This is a genomic window from Bacillus sp. LNXM12-1 (genome assembly GCF_003004375.1).
GTDB lineage: Bacteria > Bacillota > Bacilli > Bacillales > Bacillaceae > Bacillus.
Genome location: NZ_PVWX01000005.1, coordinates 172371 through 193085, shown reverse-complemented (window position 1 = coordinate 193085; position 20715 = coordinate 172371). Strand labels below are relative to the sequence as shown.

Genomic DNA, 20715 nt, shown 5'->3' with positions numbered 1-20715 from the left:
AATGCAGCGTATGTCTGATCAAGAGCAATGGACCGAATCTGGACTTGAAATTGCAGTCGTAGGATTAGCAGGTACGTTTCCCGGAGCACCGAATGTGCAAACGTTTTGGGAAAATGTATCGCAAGGGAAAGAATCCGTTACGTTTTTCACTGATGAAGAATTAAAGGCAGCGGGTGTAGATGAGACGCTGCTAAAGCGTTCTGATTATGTGAAGGCAAAACCATTTTTACAAAATGCATCATCATTTGATGCAGACTTTTTTGGCTACTCTCCGCGAGAGGCATCCATTATGGACCCGCAAATTCGATTGATGCATGAATGCACATGGCATGCGCTAGAGGACGCAGGCTATGAGCCTGAGCAATACGAAGGATTAATTGGTCTTTATGCCGGGGCATCTAGCAATCTATCGTGGATGGGGCAGCATATGTCGTCACTTGAAAAGAACGAAGATGTATTTCAAATCATGCATCTCAATGACCCATCCTTTGCTTCTCGGATTGCTTATAAATTAAATCTAAAAGGTCCAAGCGTATCGGTACAAACGGCTTGCTCCACGTCGCTTGTTGCTATTCATATGGCCTGTCAAGGATTAATCGGAGGTGAATGCGACCTTGCGTTAGCAGGAGGTGTCACACTCCATCAGCCGCAAATCACAGGCTATCAATACCAAGAAGGAATGATTTACTCTCCTGATGGCCATTGCCGTCCGTTTGATGAAAAAGCAAAAGGAACCATTTTTGGTGAAGGTGCAGGCGTGGTTGCGCTAAAACGATTGAAAGATGCGATAGAAGACGGAGATTTTATTTATGCCGTCGTAAAAGGATCTGCAACGAACAATGATGGAAGCAATAAAGTCGGCTATACAGCCCCAAGTGTGAGTGGACAGGCAAGTGTCATTGAATCTGCGTTAGAAATGGCTGAGACAGAACCAGAGACGATTTCTTATATCGAAGCACACGGAACGGGTACGCCTGTTGGAGATCCGATTGAGATTGAGGCGCTTACTCGAGCTTTTCAAACAGATCAACAAGGCTATTGCCGGATTGGATCAGTCAAAGCCAATATTGGGCATTTAGATGCTGCAAGCGGCGTGGCTGGTTTTATCAAAACAGTCATGATGCTGCATCATCGTCAATTTGCCCCGATGCCGCACTTTGACAAGCCGAATCACCGTATTCCGTTTGATCAAACGCCATTTTATGTTGGGACAGACAAAGCGGAGTGGAAGACGTCTCATTTGCCAAGGAGAGCTGGAGTCAGTGCCTTTGGTATAGGGGGAGCAAATGCTCATGTCATCTTAGAAGAGGCGAAGCCGAGAAAAGCAAACAGCACGGCCTCGTCCAAAGAATTAATTGTGCTTTCAGCTAGATCAATGCATGATATGAAGAACATGACAAAAAACTTGAAGGAATATGTCTCCTCACATCATGAACTCTCACTTGGCCAAGCAGCTTACACCTTACAAAGTGGAAGAAAAGCCTTCAAATATCGAAAAACGTTTGTCTGTTCGTCGCGGGATGAATTATTAGAGCAACTGCAAGTGCAAGATACAGCAGGGAGAGAAAGTCTTCTTTATAAACGGATCAGCATGAGGCTGACGGGGTATCATGAGTCAGGTTTACGTGATTACATCAAGCTGTATGAGAAAGATCATTCTTTCAAAACAGAAGTGGATCGATTAATGAGCCTCGTCCAATCTGCGGTACCTATCAAAAAAGACGAGCTGTTCCATTCCAAACAAAGCAGACAATCAGAAGTGGCTATGCTGATCATGACATCGGCTTTTGCCAACGAGCTAAGGTCACTCGGAATTGAACCAGATGGTTGGATTGGAGAAGGCAGCGGAGTCTGGACAGCTTTGTATGCAGCAGGCGGGCTTGAGCTAAGAGACGCAGCATCAATTGTGTACGACCTTCATGACACCGAGACGGTTAATCAAAGGCTGGTTTCCCTGCCTCAGAGAACACTCCAACAGCCTGTTTACATGCAGCAAACCGGGGAGGAACTAACCACTTTCCACCCATTGTCTGCAAAGCGTTTTCTTGATATGGATCAGCCTGTAAAACCGCCTTTGATTGAGCAAGAATCAACAGCCTTGATCATTGATCTTTCAATAAAACAAAGCATTGTGGTTGAAAAGGGAGCAGAAAAATCAATCGAACCACTTGATGGAGACATTCTTCAAATCGCCGGTGTTCTTTGGGAAATGGGGGTCGGCTTATCCTTTCCTTTAACAGAGGAGAAGAACAGGCAGCGCATTCCGCTACCTGGGTATCCATTTCATAAAACCGATTTTTCTGCACAAACAAATACGATGGCAGCCATTGAGCCACAAAAGCCGCAGGATGTAAAGCGTGTTTTTACTTCGCTCGCTTCTTTACAAAAAGATATTCACGACATTGTTCAAACTCATTTTGGATTTGATCAAATGGATGATGAATCGCCATTTTTTGAATTTGGTGCGACATCACTTGATATATCTCAGCTTGCAGCGAAAATATCTGAGCGAATGGATCAACAAATTGACACTGTTCAATTGTATCGGTTTGCTACAGTGTCAAGCCTTGCTGAATATTTGTTTGAAGAACAGATGGAACGCGATCAAACATCTGCTTCTCTCCCAATAAAGAACACGTCCCAGGAGCATACGGATATTGCGATTGTCGGAATGGCAGGAAGATTCCCAGGGGCTTCGTCGCTAGAAGACTTTTGGCAGCGTCTTGTGAATGGCGAGGAAATGATTCACTTTTTCACAGAAGAAGAACTCAAGAAAGCAGGGCTGGATGCGTCTGTCTATCAGCATCCGAATTTCATTGGAGCAAAAGGCCGTTTACAAGAGATCGAAGGCTTTGATGCAGACTTCTTCAACTATTCTGCTAGAGAGGCAGAGCTCATGGATCCGCAGTTCAGGCTCTTGCATGAATGTGCTTGGGAAGCGCTGGAGGATGCTGGCTGTGACCCTGATCGAATGGCAGGGAAAATTGGCGTTTATACAGGAACGAGTCCAAATCATGAGTGGCTGACGCGCTTTGCACATCAAATGGAAGCAACCGAGCAATTCAGCGCAATGCTGTTAAATGATCGTGAATTCTTTAGTACGCAGCTTTCTTATAAATTGAATTTACACGGGCCTAGCGTGACCATGCAGACAGCTTGTTCGACCTCACTTGTCAACATTGGCATGGCTTGTCAAGCATTATTGAATCAAGAATGTGATGCAGCACTGGCTGGCGGTGTGACGGTCAGTTCTCCAGAAAATATCGGCTACATCTATCAAGATGGGATGATTCAATCAAAAGATGGACATTGCCGTCCGTTTGACCAAGAGGCGAGCGGAACCATTTTCGGAGATGGAGCGGGGATTGTTCTGCTAAAACGTTATGAAGATGCGATGAGAGACGGCAACCCGATTCATGCGGTCATCAAAGGGGTTGGTGTGAACAATGATGGCAGCCGAAAAGCTGGTTTTACCGCTCCGAGTGTGGAAGGACAGGCAGAGGTTTTAAAAGAAACGTATGAAAAATCAGGTATCGATCCCGCATCCATTGGTTATGTAGAAGCACATGGTACGGGGACAAAAATGGGAGATCCAATTGAGGTATCTGCCCTTAGTCAAGTGTTCAAAGGGACAGATCCGCTGACGATTCCGATCGGTTCTGTGAAAAGTAATGTCGGCCACTTAAATAGTGCGGCAGGGATTGCAGGTCTGTTTAAAGCCATTTTGGCCCTCCAGCATAAAACGATCCCGCCAACCATTCATTATGAATCACCCAATCAGGAGATCCCTTTCAAAGATACACCGTTTTATGTGAATCAAAAGGCGTTGTATTGGAAGGAAGCAGATGGCCCGAGAAGAGCGGGGGTTAGCTCTTTCGGTATCGGTGGAACGAACGCCCATATGATCATAGAAGAGGGCATACAGGCGAAGCAAAAACCAGCTTCTAACCAAAAGCAGCTGCTCGTCTTATCAGCAAAAACGGATACTGCTTTAGCGAAAATGACAGAGCAATTAAAGCAGTATGTGATCCAGCACCCTCAAGTTCCGCTTGAAGATATTGCTTATACATTGCGGTATGGCAGAAAGCAATTTCCATACCGAAAAGCCATCGTGCTCGCGTCTGCTGATGAATGGATGCAGCAGAACCAGCTTGAAACGAGTGTGTTCCGAAGCAAAAAATGGCGTAAAGCGACCTTTATGTTTTCGGGTCAAGGCGCTCAGTATGCTGGTATGATGCGCGGATTATACGATGCAGAGCCAGTGTTCAAATGGGAAGTAGATAGATGCTTTAAATATGTAATGGAAACGGAGCAAGTTGATTTAAAGGGCATTGTTTTTTCCAAGAATGAAACGAACGAAGACATCACAAAAACGTCAAATGCTCAGCCGCTTCTCTTTATATTTGAGTATGCATTAGCCAAATTGCTTCAGCATAGCGGTGTTGAGCCAGAATCAATGATTGGACACAGTATCGGCGAATACGTTGCCGCTTGCTTGTCAGGGGTCTTTTCTCTGGAGTCTGCATTAACACTCGTGATGGCAAGAGGAAGATTGATGCAAGACATGGAAAAAGGCGCCATGCTTAGTGTGCAATTACCTGAGGCAGAGCTGACTTCGATGATTGATGAATCGCTTTCTGTTGCTGCTGTCAATGCAAAAGACCTTTGTGTCGTTTCTGGAAGAGAAGAGCATATCACTGCATTTGAAAAGAAACTGCAAGACAAAGGAATTGTCACAAGACAGCTCCATACTTCTCATGCCTTTCATTCCTATATGATGGAGCCGATGCTTGAGGCGTTTCAACAATTCGTAGAGAAAGTAGAATTGCATGAGCCGACGATTCCGTTTATATCGAATGTGACAGGCACCTGGGCAACAAGTGAAGAGGTGATGACAGCATCTTATTGGACGAGCCACCTGCGTGGAACCGTTCGTTTTCATGAAGGTCTATCTCAGCTGTTAACCGATGAAGTACGAGCGCTCATTGAAGTTGGACCTGGAAACAGCTTGACGGCATTAGCGAAACGTCATGATAACAAAGAGTCTCATCATGATGTTCTGAATATGGTGAGGCATGCAAGAGAACAAGCGGATGACCATGCATATTTCTTAAAAAGAATAGGAGAGCTATGGGCAGGCGGCTACGAGGTCAAAGCGCAGCAACAACCAAATCAAGAGGAACGTCAGCTCGTATCGCTGCCGACCTATCCATTCGAACGGAAACGATATTGGATTGAAGCAGGAAAGCCGGCTTCTCCGCAGCTATCCGCTCCTAAGGAAACGAAGAAGAAAGAGATGGAAGAATGGTTCTACCTGCCTTCATGGGAGCAGCAGCCGCTAAAACCTGTTTTCGAAAAAGAAACAGAAGAACAAACGTGGCTCATTTTCAGGGAACAGGATGCTTTTCATGAACTGTTTACCCATTCATTTAAGCAACAAGGTATCAAGGTCATTTCTGTCACAAAGGGTGAAGCTTATCAAGAGCAAGATCAGTCGTTTACGATCAATCCGGCAGAAGGCCAGCACTACCGTAACATGCTAGATTCATTGTCTAATAGAGGTGTCAATATCCATCGGATTCTGCATTTATGGGAAGCTGCGAAAGAAGATGACAACTCGAATCGTCAATCCGCTTTTCAGGCGCACATTGAAAAAGGCTATTACAGCTTAATTTTCTTATCTCAAGCGATTGCTGCCCAAAAAAATATTCGAGAATGCCGTCTGTTTACGATCACTAGCGGAATTCAGCCAGTCACAGGCAATGAGACGATATGTGCAGAGAAAAGTGCAATGCTTGGACCGTGTAAAGTGATTTCACAGGAATACCATCATATCAAATGCTGGAATATCGATGTGGAAGATGTGCCAGAAGTCATGTCTTGGAAGGAACAAGTACTTGTCGATCTTATTGTGCAGGAAATCATGCAGCCTGGAAAGGACCAGCTTGTGGCGTATCGCAATCGTCAACGCTGGGTGCAGAGCTACAAACGTTTGCCGCTGCAAAAAGAAGATGGACTTCCGAAGATGATCAGGCCAAATGGTGTGTATCTGATCACAGGAGGTTTAGGCGGCATCGGATTTGTTCTATCAAAGATGCTGGCGAAGGAAGGAAATGTACATCTTTATTTAACTGGAAGAACGGCATTGCCGCCGAGAGATGAATGGGCGTCATACGTTCACCAAGTAAATGCCGATGAAGCGCAGCGTACGAGAATTGAGAAGGTGCTTGAGCTCGAACGATTAGGTGCAACAGTAGAAGCGGTGCAGGCGAATGCAGGAGATCTGGATCAGATGAAACGTGTATTTGATGCCATTCGCAAAAAGCATGGCGGCGTTCATGGTGTATTCCATGCGGCAGGATTACCAGGAAGTACATCCTTCCGTGCAATCAAAGATATCCCTTCTACACTGGCGCAGGGAGAGGATCAATTCCAATCAAAGGTGAAAGGGCTCGATGTGCTAGAGCAGCTGCTGGAACAAGAACAAGCAGATTTTTGTCTTCTCTTTTCTTCCATTAGTGCATTGCTTGGGGGCTTAGGATTCTCCGCTTACTCAGCGGCTAACTTATATATGGATGCATTTGCAGCTAGACTTAATCAACATAGTCAAACCCCGTGGATGTGTGTGAACTGGGATGCGTGGAATTTCTGGGGTGAGCTAGAATCCACAATTGGTGAATCGATAAATGAGCTTGCGATATTACCAGAAGAGGGTGCTGAGCTGTTCCAGTATGTTCTGTCTAACCGGCAGAATCGACACATGCTCGTGTCCACGGGAAATCTTGAAGAACGAATGGATCAATGGCTGTCACTAGAGCCGAAGGCAGCAGAGAATGAGGATTCATATGAGGTGTCTAAGCACGAAAGACCAGAGCTCGGCAATCCATATGTGGCTCCTCGAAATGAAACTGAAAAAGCGATCTGTCAAGTTTGGCAGGATTTTATGGGCATGGAACAAGTGGGCATTCACGACAATTTCTTTGATCTCGGCGCAAGCTCGCTGGATATTGTTCAAGTCACCAATCGGTTAAATCAAGCACTTCAAACAAATGAAGCGGTTGTGACCTTGTTTACGTACCCATCTGTTGCTGAGCTTGCGAAATATATCCAGCCTTCTGAGGACTCGCAGGAAGAAGCGATGGAAGAAGAACTAGCCGTCGTCACTTCAGGTGATCGAAGAGCTCGTTTTAAACAGCAACGGAATAAAAGATTGAGAGGCGGAATCGAGAATGAATGATACAACGAATCACTATCATGGCGCAGAAATTGCTGTTATCGGTCTTGCAGGTCGTTTTCCAGGGGCCAAAAATGTAGAAGAGTACTGGGAGAATCTGAAAAAGGGAAAAGAAACCATCTCTTTTTTTACAGAGGAAGAATTACGGCGTGAAGGTACAGATGAAGCCTTATTGAAAAACCCCCGTTTTGTTAAAGCAAAAGGGATGCTAGATGATGTTGATTTATTTGATGCGGATTTCTTTGACTATACACCAAAGGAAGCGGCTATGATGGATCCGCAGTTCAGACTGTTTCATGAATGTGTGTGGACGGCGCTTGAAGACGCTGGGTACGATCCGTTTGAATATAAAGGGCAAATTGGTCTTTATACAGGTGCAGGAATCAATACAGAATGGGTCATGAGAGCACTTCAAGGGGCGGCTCAAGGTGAGGATTCGAAAACACTGGAAGCTGCCGTTCTGAATATGCGTGATTATTTAGCGACGATGATTTCATATAAATTAAATCTGAAGGGACCGAGTATGGTGGTGCAAACCGCCTGCTCGACCTCAATGGTGTCGATTCATTTAGCCGTTCAGGCTTTATTAAGCGGCGACTGTCATATGGCTGTTGCAGGCGGCGTGTCCATTCGCCTGCCGCAAAAATCGGGCTATCTTTATCAAGAAGGCATGATCCATTCATCTGACGGACATTGCCGCGTCTTTGATAACAAGGCCGATGGAACCGTTTTTGGTGATGGTGCAGGAGCCGTTATTTTAAAAAATTTAGAGGATGCCATTGAAGACGGCGATCACATTTATGCTGTCATTAAAGGATCATCTATTAATAATGACGGAAATAGAAAAGTAGGATATACAGCGCCGAGTACGAAAGGTCAAGTATCAGCGATTAAAACAGCACTTCGAATGGCTGAGGTGGAACCTGAAACCATTTCGTACATTGAAGCACATGGAACCGGAACAACCCTCGGAGATCCGATCGAAATTGAAGCGCTCAAGCAAGCGTTTGATACAGATAAAAAAGGCTTTTGCCGCATTGGTTCTGTCAAATCAAATGTTGGTCATTTGAATGATGCGTCAGGTGTCGCCGGCTTTATTAAAACCGTTTTAAGCTTAAAGCATCAAGTGATTCCGCCGACGATTCATTTTGAAACGCCGAATGAAAAAATTGAATTTGCCAATTCGCCTTTCGTTGTAAACACAGACTTGACGCCATGGAGCAAGCATGAATCTCCTCGCCGTGCAGGTGTAAGCTCATTTGGGATTGGTGGAACAAATGCTCATGTCATTTTAGAAGAAGCACCTGCTACACGTGTCGCCGCAGATAGCCCTGAGGATAGTGAACTCCTTTTATTATCTGCCAAAACACCAGCAGCTCTTGAGAAAATGACCGATCGCCTTGCGGACTATTTACTTCAGCATCAGCAGCATGTTCGTCTAAGTGACGTTGCCTATACGCTGCAAACAGGGCGCCATCATTTCCCGCATAAACGTGTCATTCTTGGAAGTAACACGGCTGACATGTTACAGGCGCTGAATCAAAGGTCAAAAGAGGTGGTCAAGACGGCAAGCTCCCAAACATCGAGCCGGCCAGTCGTCTTTCTTTTCCCAGGTCAAGGATCTCAGTATGTAGACATGGGGCGTCAGCTTTATGACAAATATCCAGTCTTTAAGGAAGCGCTGGATCAATGCTTGAATCAATTCAAACAGCATATCTCAGTTGACCCATTCAGCATTTTATTCTCAACAGAAGCAAGTGATGATCCTCAGCTGATCAACCAAACAGAATATACGCAGCCGCTTCTGTTTAGTGTGGAATACGCTTTGGCTAAATTGCTGATTCATTTTGGCGTCAAACCGCAGGCACTGATCGGCCACAGTATTGGAGAATACACAGCTGCTGCCGTATCTGGTTTACTATCTGTTGAAGATGCCGTAGATCTTGTGTCTTATCGCGGACAGCTCATTAGCAAGCTTTCAAAAGGCTCTATGCTGAGCGTTCCTTTGAGTGAACAGAACGTGCTGCCATATTTAACAGATGATCTTTCACTTGCAGCAGTAAATGGTCCTGAGTTATGTGTAGTGTCAGGGGAGACCGCAGCCATTGATGCACTTGCTGAGAAGCTGGAGGCTGCTGGACATGGGTGTAGAAAGCTTCACACCTCACATGCCTTCCATTCTAAAATGATGGATGACATCCTGCCATCATTCAAAGAAAAGGTAGCTGAGTATCAATTGAATGCACCGTCTATCCCGTATATTTCTAACGTCACAGGTACGTGGATTGACCATGAAGCAGTGCAAGACCCGGCATATTGGGCTGATCACTTGCGGCAAGCGGTCCGTTTCCGTGATGGAGCGGAGACATTATTAACGGAGCTTGATCCTATTTTCGTTGAAGTCGGGCCGGGGAATACGTTAAGTGCCTTTATTCGCCAAGCCTCAAAGGAACACCATCAGCAGCCGATTCCATTGATGCGTCACCCGAAAGAAGAGGCAGCAGACGACCGCTACCTGCTGGGCAGGCTTGGTGACATCTGGCTTCAAGGGGTGCCGGTTGACTGGACAAAATGGCGAAATCAGACATCAAATCAAAAAGTATCCTTGCCGACCTATCCATTTGAACGACAAAGATATTGGATTGAAAAGGTAGATACATCCGCATTATCTTCATCCTCAGGTGTGCAAATGGTGGTGCCGAAGGAAAACAAGGCACAGGGAATAGAAAAAAACAATCAAGTCCATTCCGCCGCAGCGAATGATATTGAGGCAACGTTACAGCGGATGTGGAAAGACATTTTAGGAATTGAAAAGGTGGAAAGAGACGACCACTTCTTTGAGCTTGGCGGACATTCGTTAAATGCGACCGGTCTGATTTCTCAAATTCACAAAGAGTTTGGTGTAGAACTTACGCTCACAGACATGTTCAACAATCCGACGATTGAAAAGCTCCAAGCATTCATCGAAAAGGCAGAGAAGCATCAATATTTCAAGATTGAACCAGTGGAAAAGAAAGACACGTATCCATTATCTGCTGCTCAAAGACGGACATTCCTCATTCATCAGCGTATTGGTCAAGTGACCTCATACAACATGCCGATGGCACTAAGATGTAAAGGTGAAATTGACGTCGAGCGCTTTGAGCAGACCTTCAAGCAATTAATTGATCGTCATGAAACATTGCGAACGACCTTTGAATTAAAAGATGGAGAACCGGTTCAGCGGGTCCATGATGATTTCCACTTTGCTGTTGAAATGACAGAGGCTGATGAAGAAGGATTAGAAGCACAAATCGATGAATTCATTCGTCCATTTGACTTAAAGGCTGCACCATTGATCCGTGTGCGTTTTGTGAAAATCGCAGCACATGATCATCTCTTATTAGTCGATATGCATAATATTGTGGCGGATGGAGCGAGCATGAACATCTTTATTAAAGAATTTACTGAGCTCTATCGAGGGGAAACCTTGCCGGAACTGACCGTTCAATATAAAGATTATGCAGAATGGCAAGACAAATATTTCCGCAGCGAGATGTTTCAAAAGCAGCAGGATTATTGGAAGCAGCAAATTGGCTCAAATGTGCCAACTTTGACAATGCCATATGATTTTGAACGGAAGGAACAATCCTTCTTAGGAAGAGCGATTAAATTTAATATTGAACCGCACATCGTTGAGAAAATTGAACAGCTCGCTGAACAGTATCAACTGACAAATAACGTCATCTTGTTCCAACTCTATGGGCTGCTGCTCTCACGTTATGCGGATCAGGAGGAATTGATTGTCGGTTCACTTGTGGCTGGACGACGTCATGCAGATATCGAGCATACAATTGGCATGTTTACGAACTTCCTGCCAATTAAACTAGACATGGTACAAGAAGCAACCTTTACAGAGCAATTGGCGCAGACAAAGCAAGTACTGCTGGATGCGTATGACCATCAAGAGTACCCATTTGACCAAATGGTTGAGCATCTGAATCCAAAAACAAGACCGCATCGCAATCCATTCTTTGATACGATGCTCATCTATCATAATGAGTACGATCCGAATATTAAAATTGAAGCCGATGGACTGACATTTGAAACTCATGAGTTTGCAAAGGGAATTTCCAAACTCGATATGAAAATGGATGTTGTCAGAGAGGTAACGGGCGAGTTAAAGTGCGTGCTTCAATACAATCTGGCTCTGTTTAAACATGAGACGATGCAAGCTTTCGTCAACCACTTCCAGCACTTGGTCGAACAGGCTGTTCAAACACCTGATCAACTGCTCAAGGATTTCGCTGTTCTTTCACAGGAAGAAGAACAAGCAGCAAAAGAAAAAAGGGAGCGCGCAGAGGAAAAAGCACCGCTCGTACTGACAGTCAGCTCGACATTTACAGCAGATCCAGTCGCACCTTATATTCAGTACTGGACCAAGCAGTTTGATGTGCAGCTCGATGTTCAATTTGCACCGTATGGGCAGGTATATCAGGAATTACTAAATGAGCGCAGCCTTATTTCACAGAAGAAAAACGGTGCGAATCTTCTGCTCATTCGTTTAGAGGATATCACTGGTCCAGCTCATCTTTCACTGGAAGAAAAGAAAAAACTGGCTTCAGAGCATGCTGAAGAACTTGCTAACGTTCTGAAATCAAAAACGAAACATAACCTATATTTTGTTGGGATTCTGCCGATAAGTGCTGCTCTTAAAGACACCCTGCAAGACGTGGAACAAGAGTGGATTGCTCAGTTATCTGAGATAGGCGGTGTTCAGTTGATCGATTGTCGTCAGCTTGCTCAGCAATATCAGATGGATGACATCTTTGATGAAAAAGGAGAGCAAGCCGCACACCTCCCATTCACTGAAGTCTTTTGTGGAGCTATCGGTACAAAAGTCGCACGCGAGATCATTGCATGGCAAGGTGCACCATTTAAGGTAGCGGCCATTGACTGTGATCATACGCTTTGGAGAGGTGTCGTTTCAGAAGACGGTGTGGAAGGCATCGACATTACGCCAGAACATCAAATGCTTCAGCGCTTTTTAAAACAAAAGCAGCAAGAAGGGCTCCTGCTTGTCTTAAGCAGCAGGAACAATGAAGAAGATGTGTGGCGCGTGTTTGAAAACCACCCAGATATGATCTTGCAAAAAGACGATATCGTCGACTGGCGCATCAATTGGGAAAGTAAACCGGCACATCTAAAAGAGATGGCAGATTCTCTGAACCTTTCATTATCTCAGTTTATTTTCTTAGACGATGATCCAGCTCAGTGCTTGCGTATGAATGAAGAGCTGCCTGAAGTAATGACGCTGCTGTTACCTGCCAATGAAAAAGCGATTCCATTATTCGCCCAGCATGCTTGGGCATTCGACCGCTATGATGTCACAGATGAAGATAGAGGACGAACAACGAGCTACAAGGCTGAAAAGGCTCGTCAAAAAGAGAAAGCAGAGTCGCCGTCAATGGAGCAATTTTTACAAGATTTGAATTTGAACATGAGTGTAACAGAGTGGGGAGAAGAGCACCTTGCCCGCGTGGCGCAAATGAGCAGCCGTATTAACCAATTCCGCTTAAATGAGCAGCGCTTTGATGAACAGCAGCTGAGAGAGCGGATGGAAAATGAGCATGTCCAGGGCTGGGTCATTGAAGCAGCGGATCGCTTCAGTCATGAAGGGATTGTAGGGGCTATCTTGGCTCATCATGCAGACGGCACCTTGAAAATTGATGCATGGATGCTAAGCTGCCGTGCTCTAGGGAAAGGGATTGAGCAAAAATGTCTGACATGGCTCGCTGAATACAGCTGTCAGCACCAGCTTTCTTCCATTGAATTTACATTTGCATCGACTGGACGTAATGAGCTGTTCAAGTCATTTATGCAAGAGCACCAGATGCAGGAGGTTGAGGGGCAGCAAACATATCGTATACAAGTGGAAGAAATCGATTCACTGAGCAATCACATTCAGATCGTCGACCACCTGTCACCTCGTCAGCACTCGGCAGAAGAAATAGAGGGTCAAAGGGTGGAGGCAGCAAGTCATTCAGCTTCTAAAGGTTATACATGGGAAACGGTTCAACCAGATCAAACGCTGCACAGCGGTTATGTAAAAGCCCTTAAGGTACATGATCAAGAAGGTCTTCGTGCATTATTAAAGACGGAACTGACACAGGATCATGGACTTTACGCACAGCCAACCAATGAACGCGAGGCATTGCTTTTTGATATTTGGTGTGACATTCTTCATGTGGAAAAAGTAGGAATTGACAACGACTTTTTCGATTTAGGAGGAAATTCTTTACTTGCTGTCAAAATGGAAGTAGAGATTGAAAAGAAGGGTTGGTATGTTGATGATTTGAATTTTGCTGAAAAACACACCATTCGAGAATTAGCAAAATATATGAAGAGGGAGAATCAGCATGCATAAAGATGTAAAAGCCATATATGAAGAATCAAAAATTTTAGATGAGGCCACTCATTTATACGGGGTCCAGCGAAGTGACATCCACTTTATCGCAGATGCAGAAAACTATGTGTATGAACTTAAAAAAGACGGAGAGTCTTTCATTTTAAAAATTACCCATACCATCCGCAGATCACCTGATTATATTTTAGGTGAAATGGAATGGCTCCATCACTTAGCGAAGGGCGGACTTTCGGTTGCGAAACCAATTGCTTCATTAAATGGCCGTGATATCGAGCAAGTAGACGATGGGCAAGGCGGTTCATTTTTGCTTCGAGTCTATGAAAAAGCATCAGGCCATAAAGTGGAAGAGGCAGACTGGAACGATGAATTATTTTATGCCCTTGGACAGTACACAGGGCGCATGCATAAACTGACAAAAAGCTATCAGCTGTCAGACCCACGTTATAAAAGACAAGAGTGGGATGAAGAGGAGCAGCTTAAACTGCGTAAGTATGTCCCAGCCGATCAGACTCTTGTGTTTGAACAAGCGGATCGGTTGATGGAAAAGCTGGCAAAGCTTCCGAAAAATCAGGATACGTACGGATTGGTTCATGCGGATCTTCATCACGGAAACTTCCACTGGGATCAAGGGAAAATTACGACCTTTGATTTCGATGATATCGGGTACAACTGGTTTATAAATGACATCAGCATTTTGCTATACAATGTCTTGTGGTACCCAGTCATTCCATACGAAGACAAAGCTGCTTTTGCAGGAAACTTTATGAAGCAATTCCTTAAAGGCTATCGTGAAGAGAATGAACTTGGGGATGAATGGCTTGCCTACATTCCTGACTTCCTTCGCTTACGACACATGCTGATCTATGGCTTGCTGCATCAAGCATTTGATTTGGCCACCATTGGAGAAGAAGAGAAGGCCATGCTCGCTGGCTTCCGCTCCGACATTGAGCAAGCAGCACCGATTACGACGTTTGACTTTACAAAACTAAGTCAATCTTAAAATGAAAATCCCCGCCTATATGATGAGGCGGGGGTTATTTTTTATGGGCGATAGGTGGACGGTGATTCAATAATGTGAAACAGGTTCTTTCCTTGCTTTGTATTATCGATCCAGCCTTGAAATGCTGCTTTACCAGGTCCATATGCATAGACAGGGACATCCTCACCTGTATGGGCAAAGGTTGTCCAGCCTGAGAAAGAACGCTGATCAAAGATATGTTGAATGCTGAGTTGGATCGTACTGGCCTTCCCTGATTGTGCCGCTTTCTCTACCTGTGAGATTTCCTCTTTTGTGAGCGCGAAATCAATATTGGTGTGAAGGACATCACGTACAGATTGACCCCCTGCGATTTTCTTTGCCATATACACAGGCGTTTTCTTAGCAGCTAGAATGGGTGCTGGGTCCCATTTATAGCCGGTCTCACTTGTCATACCATCTGCGCCAAAGGAAAATCCTCCAGTCGCATGATCTGCTGTGATGACGACGAGGGTTTCTTGATCCTTTTTAGCGAATTGAAGAGCCGCATGAACTGCTTTCTCAAAATCCTCCATCTCACTCATTGCGCCGACCACATCATTTTCATGTCCAGCAGAATCAATGGTACTGCCTTCAAGCAGCATGAAAAATCCATGCAGGTTGTCTTGATTTAATTGGGTTAATGCTGCCTGCGTCATGTCTTTTAAAGTAGGCACATGCTTTGGGCGATCAATGGCTCGATCCAGCTCGTCCTCCTGGAATAAGCCGAGCATTTTCGAAGATGATTGAGAGGTTAAATCATCTTTTGATCGTAGAATGGAATACCCGCTCTTCTTAAATTCTTGCACAAGATTACGGTCTTTTCGATCAAAATATTGCATTCCGCCACCTAGAAGGATATCAACTTTGTGCTCTCCGCCTATTTTCTCATCAAAAAAGTGGTCTGCAATTTGTTCTTTGTTTTTTCGGGAGACGTTATGTGTGCCATAAGCGGCAGGTGTTGCATCGGTGATGTCAGATGAGACAACAAAGGCTGTTTTCATTTGTGCTTCCTTTGCTGCTTCAACGACACTTCTAAGAGGTTCTTTTTCTTGGTTGACGGCGATGGCATCATTGTATGTCTTTTTCCCAGTCGCCATGGCCGTGGCTGCGGCTGCTGAGTCGGTAATATTATCTCGAGGATCATCTGGATGTGTGGTCTGCATCCCGACTAAATACGGGTCCCAGACGGTTTGTGCTTTTGTAGAACCAAGCTTTTCCTGCTTGAATGTGCGGTAGGCTTTGATCACGGGCATCCCCATTCCATCGCCAACGATAAAAATAATATTTTTTGGTGTTTTCGTTTGTTTCTTGTCTGCCGCATTTGTTGATACGGGAGTGACATCATGTGAGGTTAATAGAACAGCTAATACGAGTACCGCTAGAATCCCACTCATAAGAAAAATACGATTTTTACGATCCATAGAGCCCATGAAAAATCTCCTTTTATCATTTATTTCATAATTTGTATTTTATTTGAATGAAGGCGATGGTTCAACCCTTTTCCCATAAAAAAAGGCGATGAGACTTTTATCTCACCACCTTTTATACCGTATCACACTTCACGCCAACGACGCCTTCTAGATCTTTAATATCAAAGTACACATCGGTTGTATAGCGATCTTTATGCACGCGTACGCGTACTTCCATAATCGGGTAGTTCTTTTCTGTTAAATCATCAATTCGAACAGAATGAATGCGAATATTGAGGGCTTTCATTTCTTTTAAAATATCCGTCATGCGGTTTCGATCAGAAAGAGACATTCTGATGCGGATTTCTTTTTCCTGTAAGCGAATCGGCCCGATCCGCTGGAAGAGCCATGGTAGAAATTCGACACTGATCAGAATAAAGAAAAGACTGAGGAAGGCTTCTTTATAAAATCCTGCACCTGTTGCAACCCCAAGTCCTGCTGCTCCCCAGATCATCGCAGAAGTCGTGAGACCTGAGATGACATCATTGCTTTTTCGCAGAATCACACCTGCTCCAATAAAACCAACACCAGATATAATTTGCGCCGGTAACCTGAGTGGGTCCATTTGAAGCTTAGAGACTCGAGGGAAATTGTAGGCTGCATCAATGCTGATGATGGTTAATACGCAGGAGCTGACAGCAATGACAATACACGTTTTTAAGCCGAGGGGCTTTTTCTTCAGCTCTCGTTCAAGCCCGATAATCAAACCGATTAAGGTGGCCACGGCTAATTTTAAGACCGTATCCCATTCAATTGTCCAAAACATGCGTATCGCTCCTTCACTTCATGTACGTTTCACATCATGTATATGATCTTCTCACAGCCCATATGGCTGCACAACTCTTATTTTATTCAGAATCAGAAGAAAGAAAAGCTTTTTATTTTATTTAAAAAGAGAGTCATCCGCATAAGGCAGATGACCCTTCATGTTCTTTATTTTGTTTCTTCTTCAAGATGATTTTCCATTTTGGTAAAAAGCTTCTTAGAAGCTTTAGATGGTTTATTGGTCAAGAGGCTGACAATGATGGCAGTCAAACCACTCAAAATAAATCCGGGAACCATTTCGTACAAGCCAGTTGTATTATTCAAGCCAGTTGAAATCCATGTTAAGACAACAACTGCTCCTACAACCATTCCTGCTAGTGCACCGTGATGGTTCATACGCTTCCAATATAGGCATAGAAGGATAACTGGACCAAATGAAGATCCAAAGCCTGCCCAAGCATAACCAACAAGGTCAAGAATGGTATCACTTGGATTAAGTGAAAGACAAAGCGCGATAATGGCAACGACTAGTACAGACATACGTCCAATCATCACCAGTTCTTTGTCTGACGCTTTCCTTCTAAAGAAGGTCCGGTATAAATCCTCTGTCATTGCACTTGCAGTCACGAGCAGCTGTGAAGAAATCGAACTCATAATCGCAGCTAAAATGGCAGAGAGTAAAAATCCAGTAATATACGGATGGAATAACACCTTAGAAAACACAATAAAGATGGTTTCTGGGTCTGCTAAAGTGGTACTAGTCTCATGTACATAAGCGACACCGACTAATCCAACAGACAGTGAACCAATGACAGACACAATCATCCAGCTCATACCGATACGACGTGCTGGCTTTAAATCTTTTACGGTCGTAATGGCCATAAATCGAACAATGATGTGCGGCTGTCCAAAGTAACCAAGCCCCCATGCTAAGAAGGAAATAATGCCAATGACGCTCGTTCCTCTGAATATATCAAGCAATTTTGGATCAATTTGTTGTATATCTTGATACGTGGCAATTGGACCACCTAATTGAGTAAAGGCAACGATCGGCACGAGCACTAATGCTAAAAACATAATGGCCCCTTGAACAAAATCAGTTAAACTAACTGCCAAAAAGCCGCCGAATAAAGTGTATAGGATCACGATACTAGAGGTTAAAATTAAACCAAACATATAATTCGCACCAAACGCAGATTCGAATAAACGTCCGCCAGATACCATACCTGATGAGGTGTACAGTGTAAAGAAAATCATAATAATGACAGCTGAGACAGCTTTTAATAAAGTAGAAGAATCTTTAAATCGTTTGTCAAAAAAGTCTGGAATGGTGATCGCGTCATCAGCAACCTCTGTATACGATCGTAAGCGAGGAGCTAAGAATAGATAATTCAAGTAAGCCCCACTAATCAAACCAACAGCAAGCCATCCTGACGAAAGTCCTGTTGTATACATCGCGCCTGGAAGTCCCATAAGCATCCAGCCGCTCATATCTGAAGCACCAGCAGATAGAGCTGTCACGTAAGGACCCAGCCCGCGTCCGCCTAACATATAATCATTCAAGTCATTTGTTTTTCTAAATGCATACCAGCCAATGGCCAGCATTCCAATAAAATAAATAGATAGAGAAATTCCAATCTCAATACTCATGTTTCCATATCACCTTTTTCGTATTAATTTGACATCACCTCATTCAAAATATAAAACACAGAACATCTGATATAGCTGTCTGCTCACTGCTATGGTTACTTAACCTATCAGAGTATTCCCGACTGATCAACCTTCTTAAACCTCCTTCTTACATAAAAAAATGCGTGAATTATTGATGAGAATCCATATGTAAGCGTTACCAATAATATTTAAAAGAAAAAATTTTCTGAGAAATAATCAATTCCTGATACAAATCATTTTCATACTTTCTGGTTTGGGGTGAATGGCTACCTTCTCAAGCCTGCGTAAAGTTGCTTTAGAACAGTAAAATTTGATATGATAAAGTGTATATGACTTATGATCATGACCATGAACACGTATCATTTTTGGAGGTGAACCTGCATGTCTAGAATTTCAATAGAAGAAGTAAAGCACGTGGCGCATTTGGCACGGCTTGCAATCACAGAAGAAGAAGCTGAAATGTTTACTGAACAGCTTGATAGCATCATTTCATTTGCAGAGCAGTTAAACGAGGTAGATACGGAAAACGTTGAACCAACAACACACGTATTAAAAATGAAAAACGTCATGAGAGAAGATGTTCCGAATAAAGGTCTTTCCATTGAGGCAGTCATCAAAAACGCGCCTGATCATAAAGACGGCTATATTCGTGTGCCATCAATTTTGGACTAAAGGAGGCCTGAGACATGTCACTGTTTGATCACAAAATTTCTGAATTAAAAGAGCTTTTACATAAAAAGGAACTGTCTGTTTCTGATTTAGTGGATGAGTCTTATAAACGAATCAATGAAGTAGACGGGAAAGTACAAGCATTCCTTGCACTGGACGAAGAGAAAGCTCGTGCGTATGCAAAGGAATTGGACGAGGCAGTTGGTGAAAAGGACGAGCTTGGTCTATTGTTCGGTATGCCAATCGGTGTGAAAGATAACATCGTCACAAAGGATTTACGTACAACAGCATCTAGTAAAATCCTGCAAAACTTTGATCCTATTTATGATGCAACGGTTGTCAATCGTCTGAGAGATGCGGAAGCAGTCACAATCGGTAAATTAAATATGGACGAATTTGCGATGGGATCTTCTACAGAGAACTCAGGCTACAAAGCAACGAAAAACCCGTGGAATTTAAACACTGTTCCAGGTGGATCAAGTGGTGGCTCAGCAGCTTCTGTTGCAGCAGGTGAAGTACCATTCTCACTTGGATCAGATACAGGCGGTTCGATTCGCCAGCCAGCATCATTCTGCGGAGTTGTGGGACTGAAGCCGACATATGGCCGTGTATCTAGATACGGTTTAATCGCATTTGCTTCATCATTAGATCAAATTGGGCCGATTACGCGTAACGTAGAGGACAACGCATACGTACTTCAAGCGATTGCTGGTGTCGATCAAATGGACGCAACGAGTGCAAATGTCGACGTGCCAGATTTTCTTTCTTCATTAACTGGAGACATCAAAGGCATGAAAATTGCAGTGCCAAAAGAATACCTTGGAGAAGGTGTTGGCGAGGAAGCAAAAGAGTCTGTTCTCAAAGCGTTAAAAGTATTAGAAGGACTTGGTGCAACATGGGAAGAAGTGTCTCTGCCGCATTCTAAATATGCGCTTGCGACTTACTACTTACTGTCTTCTTCAGAAGCATCTGCGAACCTTGCGCGCTTTGACGGCATCCGCTATGGCTACCGTACAGATCATGCCGACAACCTGATTGATTTATATAAAAATACACGTTCAGAAGGCTTTGGAAACGAAGTGAAACGCCGCATCATGCTTGGGACATTCGCTCTTAGCTCAGGATATTATGATGCATACTATAAGAAAGCACAAAAAGTCCGTACATTGATCAAAAAAGACTTCGAAGATGTTTTTGAAAAGTATGATGTCATTGTAGGGCCAACAACGCCAACTCCTGCATTTAACATTGGAGAAAAGACAAGCGATCCACTGACTATGTACGCGAACGATATTTTAACGATCCCTGTGAACCTTGCAGGCGTTCCAGGAATCAGTGTGCCTTGTGGATTTGCAAATGGTCTTCCGTTAGGACTGCAAATCATCGGCAAGCACTTTGATGAAGGAACGGTTTACCGCGTGGCTCACGCTTTCGAGCAAGCAACAGATCATCATAAAGCAAAACCTGAACTGTAAGGGGTGAA

The 20715-nt window shown here is 44.0% G+C and carries 8 protein-coding genes; 5 read left to right on the top strand and 3 right to left on the bottom strand.

All coding sequences use genetic code 11. The annotated features are described in order from the left end of the window. The first annotated feature begins 10 nt into the window (after positions 1–10). From C6Y07_RS17425 to C6Y07_RS17415, 3 genes are read left to right on the top strand one after another with little or no spacing between them, the layout of a single operon-like run. Complete coding sequence (locus tag C6Y07_RS17425) at positions 11–7237, top strand: type I polyketide synthase (RefSeq protein WP_223254161.1); 7227 nt, start codon at positions 11–13, stop codon at positions 7235–7237. Further along, positions 7230–13640 (top strand): type I polyketide synthase, encoded by a 6411-nt coding sequence (locus C6Y07_RS17420; protein WP_106157120.1) that lies wholly within the window; start codon positions 7230–7232, stop codon positions 13638–13640. The genes C6Y07_RS17425 and C6Y07_RS17420 overlap by 8 nt, the downstream gene beginning before the upstream one ends. Continuing rightward, positions 13633–14640, top strand: coding sequence for a phosphotransferase enzyme family protein (locus C6Y07_RS17415; protein WP_060595710.1), 1008 nt, complete (start codon positions 13633–13635; stop codon positions 14638–14640). The genes C6Y07_RS17420 and C6Y07_RS17415 overlap by 8 nt, the downstream gene beginning before the upstream one ends. 41 nt (positions 14641–14681) lie before the next feature. Here C6Y07_RS17415 and C6Y07_RS17410 read toward each other — a convergent pair whose 3' ends face one another. The 3 genes from C6Y07_RS17410 to putP all read right to left on the bottom strand — a co-directional run bounded on the left by C6Y07_RS17410 (position 14682) and on the right by putP (position 18542). Further along, positions 14682–16088, bottom strand: coding sequence for an alkaline phosphatase (locus tag C6Y07_RS17410; protein WP_106157119.1), 1407 nt, complete (start codon positions 16086–16088; stop codon positions 14682–14684). Positions 16089–16200: 112 nt separating this feature from the next. Further along, positions 16201–16893: an MgtC/SapB family protein gene (locus tag C6Y07_RS17405; protein ID WP_034664661.1), complete on the bottom strand. Its 693-nt coding sequence runs from the start codon at positions 16891–16893 to the stop codon at positions 16201–16203. A gap of 167 nt (positions 16894–17060) precedes the next feature. Further along, positions 17061–18542, bottom strand: coding sequence for a sodium/proline symporter PutP (putP, locus tag C6Y07_RS17400; protein WP_012009183.1), 1482 nt, complete (start codon positions 18540–18542; stop codon positions 17061–17063). Between the two features lie 402 nt (positions 18543–18944). Between putP and gatC the strand changes: the two genes are divergently transcribed. Together gatC and gatA are read left to right on the top strand one after the other, a co-directional pair. Next, positions 18945–19235, top strand: coding sequence for an Asp-tRNA(Asn)/Glu-tRNA(Gln) amidotransferase subunit GatC (gatC, locus tag C6Y07_RS17395; RefSeq protein ID WP_003213898.1), 291 nt, complete (start codon positions 18945–18947; stop codon positions 19233–19235). 14 nt (positions 19236–19249) lie between these two features. After that, positions 19250–20707 carry an Asp-tRNA(Asn)/Glu-tRNA(Gln) amidotransferase subunit GatA gene (gene gatA / locus C6Y07_RS17390; RefSeq protein ID WP_060595712.1) on the top strand — a complete coding sequence of 486 codons (1458 nt, stop codon included), beginning with the start codon at positions 19250–19252 and terminating at the stop codon, positions 20705–20707. The last annotated feature ends 8 nt before the right edge of the window (positions 20708–20715 follow it).

Bases quoted from the DNA above. Each gene is read 5' to 3' on its own strand.
- C6Y07_RS17425 (WP_223254161.1), top strand. From the start codon at position 11: ATGTCTGATCAAGAGCAATGGACCGAATCTGGACTTGAAATTGCAGTC.
- C6Y07_RS17420 (WP_106157120.1), top strand. From the start codon at position 7,230: ATGAATGATACAACGAATCACTATCATGGCGCAGAAATTGCTGTTATC.
- C6Y07_RS17415 (WP_060595710.1), top strand. From the start codon at position 13,633: ATGCATAAAGATGTAAAAGCCATATATGAAGAATCAAAAATTTTAGAT.
- C6Y07_RS17410 (WP_106157119.1), bottom strand. From the start codon at position 16,088: ATGGGCTCTATGGATCGTAAAAATCGTATTTTTCTTATGAGTGGGATT.
- C6Y07_RS17405 (WP_034664661.1), bottom strand. From the start codon at position 16,893: ATGTTTTGGACAATTGAATGGGATACGGTCTTAAAATTAGCCGTGGCC.
- putP (WP_012009183.1), bottom strand. From the start codon at position 18,542: ATGAGTATTGAGATTGGAATTTCTCTATCTATTTATTTTATTGGAATG.
- gatC (WP_003213898.1), top strand. From the start codon at position 18,945: ATGTCTAGAATTTCAATAGAAGAAGTAAAGCACGTGGCGCATTTGGCA.
- gatA (WP_060595712.1), top strand. From the start codon at position 19,250: ATGTCACTGTTTGATCACAAAATTTCTGAATTAAAAGAGCTTTTACAT.